The sequence below is a fragment of the Rhodoferax sp. XS2R6 genome (genome assembly GCF_056521365.1).
This window is the reverse complement of sequence record NZ_JBWMAY010000002.1, coordinates 747,542-764,966: the sequence shown is the minus strand read 5'-3', so window position 1 is coordinate 764,966 and position 17,425 is coordinate 747,542. Positions and strand designations below refer to the sequence as shown.

The following is a 17,425-nucleotide window of genomic DNA, read 5'->3' as shown; positions in this document are numbered from 1 at the left end:
TGTCAGGGCAACACGCGCAACCACTGGCCAAAGGCCGGTGCCTGGCTCGGCCACTGGTCGGCCTGCTCTACGCGGCGCACGCCCTGTGCCAGCAGGCTCACCACCCGCGCCACCCCGGCATGCGTGATCCAGACCTGCACCCGGCCAGCCGCGCGCGCGGGCTGGCAGGCATCCCACACCTCGGCCACACGGCCCATAAATTCCGCCACCGACTCCTGCCCGCCAAAACGGTGCGCCCAGAAGTCGTCCGTCCAGGCATCCATGGCGTCCTTGTCAATGTCAGCCCAGGCCACGCCCTCGTAGACGCCAAAGTGCATTTCCACCAGCCGTGGCTCGGGCTTAAAGGTCAAATCGGGCCGCAGCCCCCGTAGATATTGCGCCAACAGCTCACATCTTTGTAGCACCGAGACGTGCACTTCGGCGCCCTGCGGCAGCACCTCGGCCAGCGCTTCTGCTGCCGTGTGGGTCGCCTGGGGTTCGGCCGGCAGGTCCAGCGCGCCATAACAAATGCCGGGCGCCACCCGCGGTTGCGCATGGCGCACCACCCACAGTGTCATGCCAGCCCGCCGTGCACCACCGCGCCCCAAGCCAGCGCCAGGCCCAGGTAAAAGGCCAGTTCGCCCACCTGCTGCGTGGCACCTAAGCAGTCACCGGTAAACCCCTGCAAGCGGCGCACAAACCAACGCAGCATGCCCAGCCAGGCCAGGCCACTGGCCAACACCCCGGCGCACAGCCACAGAGTCAAGGCCTGTAACGTCAGCTCGGTCACTACAAAAACCATAGCTGCTTGCGCAATGCCGACGAGGGCTAGAGCCCCCAAAGACCATAAAAATGCCACCCACAGGCTGCCCAGGCTGATCTGGTCTGCCAACGGCTTGGACTTGGAGCCGGCCACATCGCCCACATGGGGCAATAGTCGAATCGTCAGCAGCGGCCAGAAGCGCGAGATCACATGGCCGGCGAACAGCGCCACACACAGCACCGCACCGTGCAGCGACCCTAGCAGCGCCAGCAGACTCACCTTGGCCAGCAGCGCTAGCAACACAGCAATGGCGCCAAAGGCCCCCACGCGCGAGTCCTTCATGATCTCCAGCGCACGCTCCCGGCTCTGCGTGCCGCCCAGGCCGTCGGCCACATCGGCCAGGCCGTCTTCGTGGAAGGCGCCGGTGATGAGCACGCTGAGCACCGTGCCCAGCACGGCGGCCACCAGCGGCGCAAACGGACTGGCGGGCAACAGCGCGAGCAGCAGCCAGCTTGCCAAAGCCACCACGCCGCCCACCAACCAGCCCACGCCCGGCAGGTGCGCCGCACTAGCGCGCAGCATGGCCGGGCTAAAGCCCACCCAGTCCGCCAACCGGCCCGTCACCGGCACACGCGTGAAGAACTGCAGCGACAGCAGGTAGTGGCGGAAGAAGCTGGCCATGGCGCCCTGGCTCAATGCGCGGTGGCAGCGTCAGCGGACTTTTCGGACACACCGGCCGAGGCAAAGCTCGCCATGTCGCGCAGGATGGTGCAGGCCGATTGCAACAGCGGCCAGGCCAGCGCGGCGCCCGAGCCCTCACCCAGGCGCAGGCCCAGGTCCAGCAGACCCTGCACGCCCAGGTGCTGCAGCATGAACTCATGGCCGCGCTCGCCCGAGCGGTGGGCAAACACGCAGCGCTGCAAGACCAGCGGCTGCAGCGCCTGCGCCACCAGCACCGCGCTGGTGGCAATGAAACCGTCCACCACGATCACGCGGCGTTCATGCGCGGCCTGCAGCACTGCGCCCACCATGGTGGCAATCTCAAAGCCTCCCAGGGCCGCCAGCGCGTCCAGCGGCGCGGTGGCGTCGGCATGGCACACCAGCACTTCGCGCAGCACCTCGGTCTTGCGCTGCACGGCGGGTGCATCCAGCCCGGTACCCGCGCCCGTGCACACGGCAATGTCCAGCCCTGCCAGGCGCGAGAGCAGCAGCGACGCCGCCGAGGTATTGCCAATACCCATTTCGCCCAGCAGCAGCGCATTGCCCGGCAACCCCTTCACCAGGTCCATGCCGTGCTGCAGCGCTTCGTCTCGCTGCGCGGCCGTCATGGCGGCTTGGGCTGACGAATCTGCCGTACCCAACTCAGCCCCAATGGCCTTGCGCACCTGCAAACCGGGGCGCATGCTACCGGCGGGCAAGCCGGCCAAAAAGTCGCGCTTCACGCCGCAGTCCACCACCGTCAGCGCAATGCCGTTTTGCTTGGCCAGCACGCTCACCGCCGCGCCGCCGGCCAGAAAATTCTCCACCATCTGCCAGGTCACATCGCTGGGAAAGGCCGAGATGCCGCGCGCCGTGAGCCCATGGTCGCCCGCAAACACCACCATCTGCGGCTGGTCCAACACGGGCGCGGTGTTGCCCAGGATCTGGCCAATCTTGAGCGCCACGTCTTCCAGGCGGCCCAGAGAGCCCAGGGGCTTGGTCTTGTTGTTGATCGTGGCCTGCAACGCATTGGTGAGGGCGACATTGGAAATATCGGCCAGGATGGGCAAAGAAGTGGTCATGGGAATCGCTTTCAAAAATCAACACTAAAAATTTGGCTACGGTGATACGTAAATCACTTTGCCCACGAGGTGGTCTTGCGGAACGAAGCCCAGATAACGGCTGTCCATACTGTTGTCACGGTTGTCACCCAGAAAGTAGTAGTGGTCTGGAGGTACGGTGCAAGTCACTTCATCGGCTTCATATCGGCAACTCTCCATGTGGGCGAATTTCTCCGTCGGCAAGGGAACTGGGCGAACTTGCTCATCAAACACAACCTCGTACTCCTGCGCACCTGAGTTTTCTAGAAACCGCTTGTAGTAGCGCATTGAAAATTCATCCAGGTAGTCGGGCAAGGGGGAGAGAACCAGGACACGTCCATTCACGGTGAGTTTTCCGTTTTGGACCCTGACTTGATCACTCGGCAGAGCGACAACTCTCTTCACATACTGATATTTCCTCAGAGGCGGCGCCTCAAACACCAGAATGTCCCCGCGCGCAACGGGCTCGGTAACACCGAAGCGAAAAAAACTCAGTCCATAAGTACCGTAGTTACCAAAGCCCCACTTTTGAACAACCATACGTGCCCCGACCGGAATGGTGGGCTGCATGGAGCCAGCTGCAGCACGAAACGGTTCGTAGAAAAACGAACGGAAGGTCACGACACACACGACCAAGGCAACGCTAGAGAGTAGGATCCCCGACCATTGGCTGTAAGCCGGACGGGTGCGTTCGGGATCAAAGCGATTCGCCTGAACATATGCCACGCGGCAAATAAAGACCGCAAAACCCAAACTCAATACGGTGGTCAGTCCTTCGACCCGATGGAGAGATAAAAGCTCTAGACAGGCAAGGACTAATAAGCCCAACCCGCTGGCTATCGCCCACTTCCAGCGCACTACGTACAACATGCCCAGCGGAGGCATCACAAACCCCAATAAAGCTGCCAACCATTTGTTCGGACGGTTCTTCATGCTCTCCCTTTTTACGCGCGCTCAATCAGTTGCTCCAGATACTCTGCCGCAAAGTGCTGGCCTATGTAGTCCGCCAGCCCGTCAAACACGGTCTCCAGCGTGGGCACAGTGCCTCCCAGTTGCGCGCCAAACAGCGCTTGCAAGACGTCGGCGTCTTCAAACATGCCATGCAGGTACAGGCCCATCACATTGCCACGGGCATTGCACCAGCCGAGGCCGTCAGGCAGCACGGCATGGGCCACGTCACCCGCGGTGGCCATGGCTGCGTGTTGCTGGGTTTGGCCGTGGTGAATCTCGTAACCAGCAACCGATACGCCAGCCAAAGCGGACCAAGGCGAAGCGGAGGTTGAACCGGCACCCACACCAGGTTCCGAGCGCGGGGAAGCGAAGTCGGGGGGCGATTTCTGCGCGTTTGGCAGTATGAGCCCCCCGGCTTTGCCTCCCTGCGCGGGCGAGAGGGACGCCACGCCGTGCGAATGAAACTGCGCCAAAAACGCAGTAGTGGTGTGCCGCACTGTCTTGTCTTTCGCAAACACGGTGACGAGCGGCAACAGTCCCAGACCCGGCGCATTGCCATCAATCCCATGCGGATCAATCAGTGCCTCGCCCAGCATCTGCAGCCCGCCACACACCCCCAGCACCGCCCCACCCTGCTCTGCATGCCGCGCAATCGCCGCATCCAGCCCCTGCGTGCGCAGCCAGGCCAGGTCACCACTGGTGTGCTTGGAGCCCGGCAAGATGATCCAGTCGGTCGGCGTGAGCCCGGCCAGCTCCGACGGGCTGCGCACCCACTGCAAACGCAGACCCGGAATGTTCTTCAGCGGCTGGAACTCGTCGAGGTTGCTAATGCGCGGGTAGGCGACCACCGCCACCGTCATGTTCACCGCGCCCCGGGCCACACTGCGGTCGTCAAACACGCCGTCTTCCTCGGGCAGACCGTGGTGCCACCACATGGGCAAGGTGGCCACCGTGGGCACGCCGGTCAGGTCCTGCAACATCTGCGGCGCGGGGGCCAGCAGCTTCGCATCGCCACGGAACTTGTTGAGCACAAAACCCTTGATGAAGGGCCGCTGGTCTTCGGGCAACAAGGCCCACGTGCCATACAGGTGGGCAAACGCGCCACCACGGTCAATGTCGGTCACCAGCAGGCAGGCCGCATCGCCATGCTGGGCCACGCGCATGTTCACCACATCGCTGGCGGCCAGGTTGATCTCGGCGGGTGAGCCCGCGCCTTCGATCACCACCACATCGTTCTCGGCGCGCAAATCATCCAGCGCCTGCGCAATCTGCGGCCAGACCTTGAGACTGCGGCCGCGCCAGGGCATGGCGCTCAGCTCCGCATTCACCTGTCCCATCAGCACCACCTGGCTGTGCGTGTCGCGCTCGGGCTTGAGCAGCAGCGGGTTCATGCGCACATCGGGCACGGCATTGGCGGCCAGGGCCTGAAAGTATTGGGCGCTGCCAATCTCGCCCTGCCCGTTGTCGGAGGCCACAACCCGCGCGTTGTTACTCATGTTCTGCGCCTTGAACGGGGCCACCTTGAGCCCCTGGCGCGCGTAGTAGCGGCACAGCGCTGTGGTGAGCCAGCTTTTGCCGGCGCCGCTGGTGGTACCCAGCACCATGATGCATTTGGCGGTCATGCGGCCACTTTCTGATTCAAAGCGTTGGCCAGCGCATCTTGCGCGGCGGGCGGCAACACACCCAGCCGCACCCAACCCGGCAGGCCAAACGAGGTGGCATCGCGCAGCTTGATGCCCTGCGCGCGCAGCGTGGCGCACAGGGCCACGGCGTCCACACCCGCAGGCGGGCGGGCGCAGAAAAAGGGGGTGTCGCTGGTCTGCAGGGTCCAGCCGGCGGCGTGCAACAGCTCAACCTGGCGCTGCTTCCAGCCGGCCAAGATGTCCAAACTGCTTTGTAGCCACGCCTGTGTATCAGGCTGCGTCCAGGCCATGAGCATGGCGGCGCCGTGGGCGCCCAGCACCCAGGACGGCGCCAGGGCGTCCAGTTGCTGCACCGCCGCCTCTGCCCCCAGCGGCGCAATGGCAAAGGCCGCGCGCACGCCAGTCAGGCCCAGCGCCTTGTTGGGTGAAAACAGCTGCCACAGCTGCTGGCGCTGCATGCCGCCCAGCGTGGGCTGGCCCGCCAGGCGCAGCGGTGCGTAGGCACTGTCCAGCACCACGGTGCCGCGCACGCGGGTGAGCATGGGACTGTGCGCCTGGCCCAGCGGGCTGGACGGCTCACAGGCCCAGACCAGGTCGGCCACACCCCCCTCATCCGCCACGACCAGACCCCAGGCCTGCGCGGCGTGGGCGTAGTCGCCATAGGCGTGGGTGGGCAGACTCACCGTGCGGGCGCCCTGCTGCCGCGCCCAGGCCGTGATGCGAAAAATGAACTCACTGGCGCTGCCGACCAACACGATGCGCCAAGGCGCCACCGCATAAAAATCTGCCAGCGCGGTGCGCAGCGCGGTGTAGGCGGCGTCGGGATAACGCGTGGCATCGGCTGCCTGCACGGCGGCCAGCGCCTGCGGGCAGGGGCCGGTGGCATTGCTGTTGGTAGAAAAGTCGTACTGTGGGGCACCCAGTGCATCGGGCCCGCCATGGATGCGGGGAGCCCGGCTCATCGCCCCGCCCCCAGTACTATCAAAACCATAGCTGCTTGCGCAATCACCACCAGGGCTAGCAGTGCTTTTGATGCATAAACCAGGGCTCCCGCCGTGTCTGCCGCCACAGCCGCACGGCCCTGGGGGTTGAGCACATAGACACCCGGTTTGCGCAGCGCCACGTCCAGGTTCAGCGCCATGGCGGCCATGGGCCAGCCGCTGTTGGGCGATGGGGTCTGGCGCGCCTGGGCAGGCAGGCGCAGTGCCAAACCGGCACCGCGCGCTCCGGCCGCCATCAGCAGCGCCGCCGCGGTGATGCGCGCCGGCAACCAGCTCAGCACGTCATCCACCCGCGCCGCCCACTTGCCGGCCCAGGCCCAGTTCTGGCCCTTGTAGACGCCGGGGTAACCCCACATGGCGTCGGCCGTGTTGGCAAAGCGGTACAGCGCCGCGCCAGGCAGGCCCAGCAGCACAAACCAGAAGAGGGGCGCGACCACCGAGTCGTTGAGGTTTTCGGCCAGCGTCTCGATGGCGCTTTCGCGCACCTGGGTGTCGCTGAGCTGCGCCACCTCGCGGCTCACCAGCCAGCGCAGGCGCTCGCGGCCGGCGTCCAGCGACTGGCCCAACGCGGCCTCCACCGCTTGCACCTCGCTCCGCAGCATGGCCCAGGCCAGTAAGGGCTTGAGCGCCAGGCCCAGGCCCAGCCCGGCCGCCCACCAGGGCAGCGTCAGCAAGGCCGCTTGCAGCGCCCAGGCCGCTCCTGAAACCATAGCTGCTCCCGCAATCCACACAAGGGCTGCGAGCCAAAAAGCCTTCCAATCGCGGCGCTTGGGCTGCTGCACAGTATGGTGCTGCACCCAGGCGCCCACGGCGCCCAGGTAGTTTCCCATCCACACCACGGGGTGCAGGCGCAGGCGCGGCTCACCCCACCAGCGGTCTACCGCCAGTGCAACCAGCAATGCCAAGGCCAGCGCCATCATGGGTGGAACCGTGCTTCAGGGCTTGGGCATGGGCTTACCGGTGCGCAGACCCAGGCGCTGCAGCAGCGCGCCGTCGGCGTCCACATCGGGGTTGCCGGTGGTGAGCAGCTTGTCGCCGTAGAAGATGGAGTTGGCACCGGCCACAAAACACAGGGCCTGCACCGCGTCGCCCATGCTTTGGCGCCCGGCCGACAGGCGCACGCGCGCCAGCGGCATGGTGATGCGCGCCACCGCAATGGTGCGCACAAATTCCAGCGGGTCCAGGTCCGGCTGGTCGGCCAGCGGTGTGCCTTCCACCTTGACCAAATGGTTGATAGGCACCGACTCCGGGTAAGGCGACAGATTAGCAAGCTCGGCAATCAGCCCGGCGCGCTGCAGGCGCGACTCCCCCAGGCCCACAATGCCACCACAGCAGACGCTGACGCCGGCGTTACGCACACGAGCCAGCGTGTCCAGGCGGTCCTGGTAGTCACGCGTGGTGATGATGTCGCCGTAGAAATCGGGAGCGCTGTCCAGGTTGTGGTTGTAGTAGTCCAGCCCGGCGTCGCGCAGAGTTTCGGCATGGCCGTCGTTCAACATGCCCAGCGTGGCGCAGGCCTCCAGGCCGGTGGCCTTGACGGCTTTGACCAGCTCGGCCACGGCTTCCACATCGCGGTCTTTGGGCGCGCGCCAGGCAGCCCCCATGCAGAACCGCGTGGCGCCCGCGGCCTTGGCGCGCTCGGCGGCTTCACGTACCGCGTCGACGCCCATCAGCTTGCCGGCCTCTACGCCAGTGTCAAAGTGCACACTTTGCGGGCAGTAGCCGCAGTCTTCGGGGCAGCCGCCGGTCTTGACCGACAGCAGCGTCGCCAGCTCGACCATATTGGGGTCGAAATGCTGGCGGTGCACGGTTTGCGCCTGGAACATCAGGTCGTTGAAGGGCAGCTCCAGCAGCGCTTGCACCTCGGCCACCGTCCACACGCGCTGACCCGCGTCGGGGCGTGCAGCAGGGGTCTTGTGCGGGGCGTGGAAATGCAGGGGTTGGGGGGCGATCAATGTGGTTTCCATACGGGTCTTCCTTATCGTTATGCAGTTGTCTCATCCATACAGCGCTGCACCTAAGTGCAGCCTGTATCACTTACTGTGGCGCTTGTGCCGTGCCCACGGCCGGGCCCTCTGTGCGCTGGAGCAGCGTCAGCAAGGCGGGGCGCACCCAACGCTGAAACGCCAGCCCACCGGCCAAGCCCATGCTCACCCAAAACGACAGCGACACCCAGGTCGTGGCCCAGATGAACTGGCTACCCAGTTGGCGCAAGGTGGCTTGGGCCTCGCCGCTAAAACCGGCCAATGGGTCGGCCGTGATCTGCGGCGCACCGATGACGTAGGGCAAAGCCAACCAGGCCGCCGCTGCCACCCAGCGCAAATGGCTGCGCAAGACTGCGACCGATACACAGGCCAGTGCCGCACTGCCGGCCGCCAACACCCACCAGCCCTGGCGCGAGCCCAGGCGGGCAGCGTCCATGCCGGGAAGTTCTGCGTGCAAGCCCAGCGAGGGCCAGAAATGGAACGTCAACCAGCCGGCTGCAGCCACCCAGGCGGCCAGCGCCAGCGAACGCAGGCTGCTGCCGCGGTACAGGCTCACGCCCATCACCGCAAACACCAGCAGCGCCATGCTGAAGGCGTGCAACACGTTGGCCACCCAGGTCCAGAAGGCGCGCTCGGCGCCATCGGCTGGGGCCCACTCTTCGGTGGCCGCATCGGCGTGGTTGTGTGCAGCCGCGCCGGCATGTGCGTGGGCTGCGGCCATGGCGGGTGCCGCCACCGGTGCGGGCGCTTCTACCTTTTGGCTCTCAAACACCTCGGCCGCCAGGATGATGGGCACCGCTTGCAACTGCTGCACGCCCGACTGCACGCTGCCCACCAGCAGCGCAACGGCCAAAGCGGCAAAGATCAATCGTTGAAAAATCATGGCGATCTCCTTGTGAAGTACCCGTGGCTCAGTGGCAGGGTTTGACGGTCACGTGGCGCACATCATGTGCTGCGTTGTGCGCCAGCGGGCTCTCGGCAAAGGCCACGCCGTAGAGCACCACCAGGCCCAGTGCGGCGGCGGCCAGCAGCGGGCGCAGCACGGCCAGGCCGGGGTTCTGGGTGGCAGAGGGGGTGTGGGTCAGCGTTGTCGGTTCAGTCATAGCGTTCTCCTTGGGGTTGCGGGTTAAAAAACAAATTTGGTGACATTAAACAATGGTGGCGGTATGGGACATGGGCAGGCTCCAGGGTAGATGGCTCAGGCCTGTGCCAGCCGGTGCTCCGCGCCCCAGCGCGTGGCCCAGGCGGCACAGCGGCCCAGGGTCTTCTTCGGATCGTCAAAGTCCACGATCACCAGGTGTTGCGGCGTCAGCGGTGCCTCTGGTTGCTCCAGCGTGCGGCCATCGGTCAGCAGCCAGAGCCAGCATTCGGTGGGGCCACTGATGCGTAACGTGCGCTGCAACAGGCGGTCGGCCTGAACTAGGGCTTCCGCCAGCGGCGTGCCGCCACCGCCACCCAGCGGGCGCAGGCGCTGGCTGCCAGAGGCACGCGCGCGGCCCGGCGGCAGCAGCAGCTCCACGCCCTGCCCGCCAAAACGCAACAACGCCACATCATCACCCTGGCGCGCGGCCTGCTCGATCATGAACGCTGCATGGCCCTTGGCCAAGGCCAGACGGCCGCGCTGGCGCATAGAGCCCGAGGTGTCGAGCACGATGCAGTGCAGGCGCCCGGCGCGCAGCGCAACGGGCTGATGGCGCAGGTGGGCTCGCTGCAACGGCGCCGCGCCTTTGGCCACCACAGTGGGCAACCAGGCAATAGCGCTGCTGCGCTGCCGTGCACCGGGCGCAGTTGCTGTAGAAGCGTTAGAGGGTGGAGGCCACCGCCAGCTGCCAGGCCCGTTGCGCGGGCGGCGGCTGGGGTGGCCTAGGCTTTTTTTGGCGGCCACCCGGCGATACGTTGGACCTTGGTGGTGCCCTCGGGCTGGGCCGGCAGCGCGCCCCAGTCACCTTGGGGCGTGGGGGCGGTAGCTTGCTGGTCTTGCGGGCGCTGCGGGTTCTGTTGTGGTGGCTGTGGTGCGCTGGCGTTGCTGGGCGGCTGGGCTGCACTGCCCTCGGGGCGACGATGCGCCAGTGCGAGTTCGGCCACGGCGTCTACGTCGGCCACGGTCACTTCGCTGCGGCCTTCCAAGGCGGTCAACGCACGTGCGGCGCGCAGCATTACCAGATCAGCCCGCATGCCGTCCACGCCGGCCGTGATGGCGCGGGCAGCTGCGTGATTTAACACTTCGTCCGACCAGGTCAGGCGAGGCAGTGCAGCGCGAGCCGCTACCAATGCTGCGCTCAGCGCGCGTTGATCTTCTGCATGCTTCTCGCCCAGGGCAGCGGGGTTTTCATCAAAGTCCAGACGCGCGCGCAAGATGGCCGTGCGTTGTGCGGCGTCTACCGGGTTGGCCAGCGCCACCGACAGGCCAAAGCGATCCAGCAGTTGCGGGCGCAGCTCGCCCTCCTCCGGATTCATGGTGCCCACCAGTACAAAACGTGCGGCGTGCTGCTGCGAAATGCCATCGCGCTCCACCGTGTTCACGCCACTGGCAGCTACGTCCAGCAGTGCATCCACGAGTGCGTCGGGCAGCAGATTCACTTCGTCCACATAGAGCACACCGCCATGCGCGCGCGCCACCAGACCGGGCGCCAGGCGCACCTGGCCGTCGCGCAGCACGTCTTCTACATTGAGCGTGCCCACCAGTTGCTCCAGGCTAGCGGCCAGCGGCAGCGTGACAAAGGGTGCACCAGGCAACAACGCGGCCAGCGCGCGCGCTGCCGTGGACTTGGCTGTGCCGCGCGGGCCGCTGATCAGCACACCGCCAATGCCAGGGTCGATGGCGGCGAGTTGCAATGCCCGCTGCAGTTGCGGCTGACCCACCAGCGCGGTAAAGGGGAACGCAGCGCGTGTGGCGGGTTCCAGGGGAGTGTTCTGTGCAGAAGTCGTCATACCAAAGGTCCTTCTCCGTGTTCTTCCACGCGGCGCTCCAGCGCCAGCAAATGGTCTTCAATGCGTTCACGCTGGTCGCCCGGCGCTTCCCACAGACCGCGCTGCATGGCTTCGAGCAGGCGCTCGCCAATGCTGCGCAGCGCGCCGGGGTTGTGCTGCTGCAGGAACGCGCGGTTGGTGTCGTCGTGAAGATACGCGTCGGCCACCAGCGCGTACTGGTGGTCGCCCACCACGCCCGTGGTGGCGTCAAACGCAAACAAATAGTCCACCGTGGCGGCCATCTCAAACGCGCCTTTGTAGCCGTGGCGGCGCACGCCCTCCAGCCACTTGGGGTTGACGGCACGCGAACGCACCACGCGCGCCACCTCTTCGCCCAACGTGCGGATGCGCGGCGCACCCGGCACGCTGAAGTCACCGTGGTACAGCGCAGCGGCCTCGCCGGTCAGGGCCTGGACGGCTACCGCCATGCCGCCCTGGAACTGGTAGTAGTCGTCCGAATCGAGAATATCGTGCTCGCGGTTGTCCTGGTTGTGCAGCACCGCGTCCAGCCCGGCAATACGCTGCTCAAAGCTGCCACGCGCGGCCACGCCATGTTCGCCCTGCCCGTAGGCAAACGCCCCGGCACGCAGATAGGCCTGGGCCAAGTCCGCACCATCGTTCCAGCGGCCGCTGGCCATCAGTTCCTGCAGGCCAGCACCGTAGCCACCGGGACGCGGGCCAAACACCCGCCAGGTGGCTTCGCGCTCGGCCGCCTCGGCACTCTGGCCTTTGGCCTGCGCATCGGCTGCCTCACGCCGCACGCGGGCGCGGATCGGGTTCACCTCGTCCGGTTCGTCCTCTTCGTTGATGGCGGCCACGGTGCGCACGGCGGTGTCAAACAGGTCAATCACATTGGGAAAGGCATCGCGGAAGAAGCCCGACACACGCAGCGTCACGTCCACGCGCGGCCGACCTTTCAGGCTCATGGGCAGCACCTCGATGTCCACTACCCGGCTGCTGCCATCGGCCCACTTGGGCCGCACACCCAGTAGCGCAAACGCCTGGGCAATGTCTTCGCCGCCCGTGCGCATGGTGCTGGTGCCCCAGACCGACAGGCCCACCTGGCCCGGCATGCTGCCGTGGTCCTGCAAGTGCCGCTCAATCACCCGCTCTGCCGCCGCAGCGCCCATGGCATAGGCGGTTTGGGTGGGCACGGCGCGTGTGTCCACCGAATAGAAGTTGCGGCCCGTGGGCAGCACATCGGGGCGACCGCGCGACGGTGCACCACTGGGGCCAGCCGGCACAAATCGGCCTGCCAAGCCGCGCAGGCATTGCAAGATTTCTTGGGGGCCGCAGGCGTCCAGGCGCGGGCGCAGCACGACGTGCATGCGCTGCAGCACCGGGGCGGTATGGGGCCAGGCGGCAGCATCGAATGCTTGGTCGCCCACCACATGGTCCAGCACCAACTGACGCGCCAACAGCTCCAACCGTTCGCGTGTATGGCCCGCATGGCGCCAGGCCTCGGCACTTACGCCTTGCAATACCGCAGGGAACGGGCCATTCCAGGGCGCAGCCCATTCCGGGCTTAGCGCGCTAAAACCATCCACACCATCCAAGAACAAGTCTTTCGCCAATGCCACAAGCAAGCTTCGCTGCCCGGCGGCCGTGCCACCGGGAAAACGCGCCAGCGCCACCAGCGTGTCGATCTGCTGGCGACCCTGCGGGGAGGTGCCCAGGATGTGCAGGCCATCGCGGATTTGCGATTCCTTGATTTCGCACAAGTACGCGTCCAACCGTTGCAGCAGCGCCTCACGGCCCGCGTCATCGGCGGGTTTGGCAAACCCCAGGTCGGTGTGCAGGTTTTCGGTCAACACGCGGTCCAGAATGTCCACACGCAGGCGCTGGGCGCGGCGTGGGTCCAGGGAGAGTGCCTCGTAGTACTCGTCCATCTGCCGCTCCAGCTTTTGCAGCGGGCCGTAGGTTTCGGAGCGGGTCAGGGCCGGCATCAGGTGGTCGATGATGACGGCCTGCGTGCGGCGCTTGGCCTGGCTGCCTTCTCCGGGGTCGTTGACGATAAAGGGGTACAAGTGCGGCAGCGGCCCGAGGATGGCGTCGGGCCAGCAGTTGGCGCCCAGCGCCACGCTTTTGCCGGGCAGCCACTCCAGATTGCCGTGTTTGCCCACATGCACCACGGCGTCCACCGCAAACTGACGGCGCAGCCAGAAGTAAAACGCCAGATAGTTGTGTGTGGGCACAAGATCAGCATCGTGGTACGTCGCCACCAGATCCAGATCACGCCCGCGCGCGGGCTGGTTGCCGACAAATACGTTGCCATAACGCTGGCCCGACACCATAAAACGGCCACTGCGCACCATGGGGTCCTGCTCCGGCAAACCCCACAGCGCGGTGACCGCATCGCGGCTGGCGGCATCCAGGCGGTTGAAGTCCGCCAGGTAGTCTTCCATCGCCAGGCTTTGGCTGGCGGGACGCATGACGTTGGCGTCCAAGTTGTTCGTCACACCCGCCACCAGCGCCGCCATCAGCGCGTCGCTACTTTCGGGCAAAGCGCCCGTGGCGTAACCCGCGCCCTGCATGGCACGCAGCAAGGCCACGGTAGAGGCAGGCGTGTCCAGACCTACGCCGTTGGCCAGGCGGGAGTCGTCGTTGGGGTAATTGGCCAAGATCAGCGCCACGCGCTTGTCGGCATTTGGCTTGTCGCGCAGCACGCACCAGCGGCGCGCCAGTTCGGCCACAAAGGCCATGCGTTCGGGCTCGGGCTGGTAGCGCACCACATCCACCTCGGTGCGCTCGCAGCGCCAGGCCAGGCCCTTGAAGCTGATGGCGCGCGTGCCAATGCGACCATCCACCTCGGGCAGCACCACCTGCATGGCCAAGTCGCGCGGCGCCAGGCCATGCGGGTCGGCTGCCCACTGCTCTTGCGCACAGCCGGCGGTGATGAGCTGCAGCACGGGCGCATCACCGGCCAACGGTTCCATCTGCGCACCGTCTACGCTGTCTACGTCGTCGCCGTCCAGCGCGGTGATGGCAAAGCTGGTGGCATTGAGCACCACGCCCACACCGTGCTGCGCGGCCAGCGACTGCAACAACGCCAGGCTGGCGGGGTTCTTCAGCGAATCCACCGCCACGGCGACAGTGTTCAGGCCCTGGTCGTGCAGCGCGGCCAGCATGGCGTCAAACACGGCGGTGTTGCCGGCCTGCACATGGGCACGGTAGAACACCAGCAGCGCCACGGGCGCGCCGACCTGCCACGCCGGGGAACCCGGGGATACGTAGACCATGGCCGGCGGCAGCACAACGGGCGGCGCGGGACGCTCGCCCAGGCCAAAAGCGGAATGGCCAATGAGCTCATAAAAGCCGCGCGCATTGTCGCGGCCACCTTCGCGCAGGCAGCGCCAGAGCTGGCGGCAGTCCTCCTGCGGGGCGGTGCTACGCAGCAGCAGTTGCAGGTCTTCAAAGGCGTCACCCGAAAACAGGGCCAGCCACTGGCCGCGTTCGCGTGCCAGATCGCGCACGCGCTCCACCACATAAGCCCAGTCACTGGCGGCACCCAGGTGGTCAATGACGATCACACGCGCATGCTGCAGCACCTCGTCCACATACATGTCAGCCGAGGCCGGTTGACGCAACCACATGAGATTGGCCAGGCGCACCGTGGGAAAGTCTTGCGGCAGCTGTTGCGCGGCATCGGCCAGCAGCGACAGCGTGGTGTCGGCCGCGCTGAGCACCACGATGTCGCCCGGCGTCTGCTCCACGCGCACCACCCCCTGGCCTCCGTCTTCCACGTGGCCACCGGGGCGGGTCGAGAGCAAATGCATGTTGAGCTTCTCAGTACGTTAGGCGGCGACGGGTGTCGACGATGCGGACAGTGCCGCGCTCAACTCCGCCTGCAACACCGCTGCATTGAGTTCAGAACCAATCAGTACCAGACGCGATTGGCGCGCTTCATCGGGACGCCAGGGGCGGTCAAAGTAGCTGTCAAACCGTGTGCCCACGCCCTGCACCACCAGGCGCATGGCCACTCCGGGCAAGGCCACAAAACCCTTGGCACGGTAAATCTCATGGCGCCCCACCACATCGCGCAACGCAGCCAGCAATGCATCACGGTTGGTCACGTCCAGCGCCACCTGCACCGAATCAAAGGCATCGTGGTCGTGGTCTTCTTCCTCGTCGTGGTGGGTCTTGCGCGCATCGATCTGGTCTTCCACCGCGCGCTGCAGGCCCAGCAGCACGTCAATGTCAATGCGGCCATGTTGGGCATGCACCAGCTTCACGCCGGGCATGGTTTCGGCGCGGATAGCGGCTTCGACTTCCACTAACTGAGCGGGCGTGACGCCATCGGTCTTGTGCACCACCACCAGGTCGGCGGTGGCCAGTTGGTCTTCAAACAGCTCGTGCAACGGCGAGTCGTGGTCCAGGTTGTCGTCGGCACGGCGTTGAGCGTCCACGGCCACCGGATCGTCAGCAAAGTCACCGGCGGCCACGGCTGGCGCGTCCACCACGGTCACCACGGCGTCTACGGTGAAGGTGTTGCGCAGCGCGGGCCACTGGAAGGCCTGCACCAGCGGCTTGGGCAGCGCCAGGCCCGAGGTTTCGATGATCAGGTGGTCAATCTGGTCGCGGCGTGCGGCCAGCTTTTCCATCACCGGGGCAAATTCTTCCTGTACGGTGCAGCACAAGCAGCCGTTGGCCAACTCGTACAACTGGCCGTTCTCTTCACCGTTTTCGTCGCAACCGATGCCGCAGCCTCGCAGCAGTTCGCCGTCGATACCGAGTTCGCCAAACTCGTTGACGATGACCGCGATGCGGCGGCCCTGCGCGTTGGCCAGCAGGTGGCGTAACAGCGTGGTCTTGCCGCTGCCCAGAAAGCCGGTGACGATGGTGGCGGGGATTTTTCGGGTTTGCATAAGCATCTTTCGGGTCAAGAAAATTAACGGGTTGATTCACGCGGCGGCAGTGCCTTCAGGCACTCCACCAACATTTGCGCGGCTTCGCCCAGGCGCGTGCCGGGGCGTGACAGCAGGTCCATACGTTCGGTGTCCAGCAGGCACAGCTGCTGCTGGCGCACGGCCGGCAACGCACTCCAGCCAGGGCGGTCGGTCAAGTTGGCCAGTGTGGCACGCGGGCCGATGATGAGGTCCGGCGGGCGGCGCAGCAGCAGCTCGGGGTTGATCTTGGGGAATAGGCCCAGCTCGCCGCTCACCACATTGACCAGGCCCAGCTTGGCCACAGTCTCGCCAATAAAACTTTTCTCGCTGGCTGCGGACGATCCTGCGCCCACCTCCACATACACGGTGCGCCCACGCAAAGCGGTGGGCATGCGGCCGGCAGCGGCGTCCAACTCGCCATCGAGACGGGCGATCAACTCGGTAGCGCGGGCGGGCTCGCCCAGCGTGTCGCCCAACTTGACCAGCATGCGTTTCAAATCGGCATGGGTGCGCGCGTCCAGCATGAGCACCGGCACGCCCAGCGCCTGCAGGCGTTCGCCCGCGCGGCTGCGCGGCCCCAGCAATACGAGGTTGGGCCGCAGCGTGACAATGCGCTCGATCTGCGCGTCCTCCAGCCCGCCCACCTTGGGCAGTGCCTGCACCGACGCGGGCCAGGTGGAGTGGCGGTCCGTCCCCACCAATTGCGCGCAGTGGCCCAGCGCACACACGGCCTCGGTCAATGAGGGGGCGAGTGTGACGATGCGCAATGGCTGCTGCGCATGGGCCAGACCACCCAGTGCCAGGAGCAGCAGCACAAGGCGCCAGCGGGATACAAGCGAAGTCAACAAAACGTCAATCCTCAATGCCACGCTGCGCCGGCACACCGGCTTTGAAGTGGTGTTTGACCAGCGTCATCTCGGTCACCGTATCCGCCAAGTCCACCAGCTCGCCCGGCGCATTGCGGCCCGTCAACACCACGTGCACATGCGGCGGGCGCTCGCGCAGGCAGGTGAGGATGGTCTCCAGCGGAATCCAGCCGTAGCGCAGCGGGTACATGATTTCGTCCAGCACCACCATGAAGTGTTCGCCCGCGCGTATCGTCGCCTCGGCTTTGGCCCAGCCATCCAGCGCCAACTGGGCCGAGTGGTCCAGGTCCTTGCTTTTCCAGCTAAAGCCGTCGCCCAGGCCTACGATGGGAATGCCCAGCTGCTCGAACAGGCGGTGTTCGCCGAAGCGCGCGGTCGGCACCTTCATGAACTGGTAGACCTTGACGGCCTTGCCACGGCCGTGCGCGCGCAGGGCAATGCCAAACGCGGCCGTGCTCTTGCCCTTGCCGTGGCCGGTGTTGATCATGATGAGGCCGCGGCGTTCGGCCGTGGGGATGACACGTTCGTAGTCGACCGGTGGAGTTTCAATTTGCATGGGAGCCCTCTTGGGGGGTTGGGACA

At 65.9% G+C, this 17,425-nt stretch carries 16 protein-coding genes; all 16 read right to left on the bottom strand.

Going from position 1 to position 17,425, the window contains the following annotated elements; all coding sequences use genetic code 11:
- Positions 1-2: 2 nt before the first annotated feature.
- Entirely contained in the window at positions 3-557 is a 555-nt protein-coding gene (locus AC097A_RS10120) for a histidine phosphatase family protein (RefSeq protein WP_479620726.1), read from the bottom strand.
- Positions 554-1,423: an adenosylcobinamide-GDP ribazoletransferase gene (locus AC097A_RS10115; protein WP_479620725.1), complete on the bottom strand. Its 870-nt coding sequence runs from the start codon at positions 1,421-1,423 to the stop codon at positions 554-556. The genes AC097A_RS10120 and AC097A_RS10115 overlap by 4 nt, the downstream gene beginning before the upstream one ends.
- An 11-nt stretch (positions 1,424-1,434) precedes the next feature.
- On the bottom strand, positions 1,435-2,523 hold the full coding sequence (gene cobT / locus AC097A_RS10110; protein WP_479620724.1) for a nicotinate-nucleotide--dimethylbenzimidazole phosphoribosyltransferase: 1,089 nt from the start codon (positions 2,521-2,523) through the stop codon (positions 1,435-1,437).
- 36 nt (positions 2,524-2,559) lie between these two features.
- Complete coding sequence (lepB, locus tag AC097A_RS10105) at positions 2,560-3,474, bottom strand: signal peptidase I (protein WP_479620723.1); 915 nt, start codon at positions 3,472-3,474, stop codon at positions 2,560-2,562.
- Between the two features lie 11 nt (positions 3,475-3,485).
- Positions 3,486-5,114 (bottom strand): cobyric acid synthase, encoded by a 1,629-nt coding sequence (locus AC097A_RS10100; RefSeq protein WP_479620722.1) that lies wholly within the window; start codon positions 5,112-5,114, stop codon positions 3,486-3,488.
- Positions 5,111-6,097 (bottom strand): aminotransferase class I/II-fold pyridoxal phosphate-dependent enzyme, encoded by a 987-nt coding sequence (locus AC097A_RS10095; RefSeq protein ID WP_479620721.1) that lies wholly within the window; start codon positions 6,095-6,097, stop codon positions 5,111-5,113. The genes AC097A_RS10100 and AC097A_RS10095 overlap by 4 nt, the downstream gene beginning before the upstream one ends.
- Positions 6,094-7,056, bottom strand: a complete 963-nt coding sequence (gene cbiB / locus AC097A_RS10090; RefSeq protein WP_479620720.1) for an adenosylcobinamide-phosphate synthase CbiB — start codon at positions 7,054-7,056, stop codon at positions 6,094-6,096. The genes AC097A_RS10095 and cbiB overlap by 4 nt, the downstream gene beginning before the upstream one ends.
- 15 nt (positions 7,057-7,071) lie before the next feature.
- Positions 7,072-8,103: a biotin synthase BioB gene (gene bioB / locus AC097A_RS10085; RefSeq protein ID WP_315495184.1), complete on the bottom strand. Its 1,032-nt coding sequence runs from the start codon at positions 8,101-8,103 to the stop codon at positions 7,072-7,074.
- A 70-nt stretch (positions 8,104-8,173) separates the two neighbouring features.
- Complete coding sequence (locus AC097A_RS10080; RefSeq protein ID WP_479620719.1) at positions 8,174-9,004, bottom strand: CbtA family protein; 831 nt, start codon at positions 9,002-9,004, stop codon at positions 8,174-8,176.
- A 28-nt stretch (positions 9,005-9,032) separates the two neighbouring features.
- Complete coding sequence (locus tag AC097A_RS10075) at positions 9,033-9,224, bottom strand: CbtB domain-containing protein (protein ID WP_105260798.1); 192 nt, start codon at positions 9,222-9,224, stop codon at positions 9,033-9,035.
- A gap of 95 nt (positions 9,225-9,319) precedes the next feature.
- On the bottom strand, positions 9,320-9,859 hold the full coding sequence (locus AC097A_RS10070) for a vWA domain-containing protein (RefSeq protein ID WP_479620718.1): 540 nt from the start codon (positions 9,857-9,859) through the stop codon (positions 9,320-9,322).
- 125 nt (positions 9,860-9,984) lie between these two features.
- A complete protein-coding gene (locus AC097A_RS10065) occupies positions 9,985-11,052 on the bottom strand; it encodes a magnesium chelatase ATPase subunit I (RefSeq protein WP_479620717.1) in 1,068 nt (355 codons plus the stop codon).
- A complete protein-coding gene (gene cobN / locus AC097A_RS10060) occupies positions 11,049-14,867 on the bottom strand; it encodes a cobaltochelatase subunit CobN (protein WP_479620716.1) in 3,819 nt (1,272 codons plus the stop codon). The genes AC097A_RS10065 and cobN overlap by 4 nt, the downstream gene beginning before the upstream one ends.
- 18 nt (positions 14,868-14,885) lie before the next feature.
- Complete coding sequence (gene cobW / locus AC097A_RS10055) at positions 14,886-15,956, bottom strand: cobalamin biosynthesis protein CobW (RefSeq protein ID WP_479620715.1); 1,071 nt, start codon at positions 15,954-15,956, stop codon at positions 14,886-14,888.
- Positions 15,957-15,979: 23 nt separating this feature from the next.
- Positions 15,980-16,825 carry an ABC transporter substrate-binding protein gene (locus AC097A_RS10050; protein WP_479620714.1) on the bottom strand — a complete coding sequence of 282 codons (846 nt, stop codon included), beginning with the start codon at positions 16,823-16,825 and terminating at the stop codon, positions 15,980-15,982.
- A 4-nt stretch (positions 16,826-16,829) separates the two neighbouring features.
- On the bottom strand, positions 16,830-17,399 hold the full coding sequence (gene cobO / locus AC097A_RS10045) for a cob(I)yrinic acid a,c-diamide adenosyltransferase (RefSeq protein WP_315479449.1): 570 nt from the start codon (positions 17,397-17,399) through the stop codon (positions 16,830-16,832).
- Positions 17,400-17,425 lie beyond the last annotated feature (26 nt).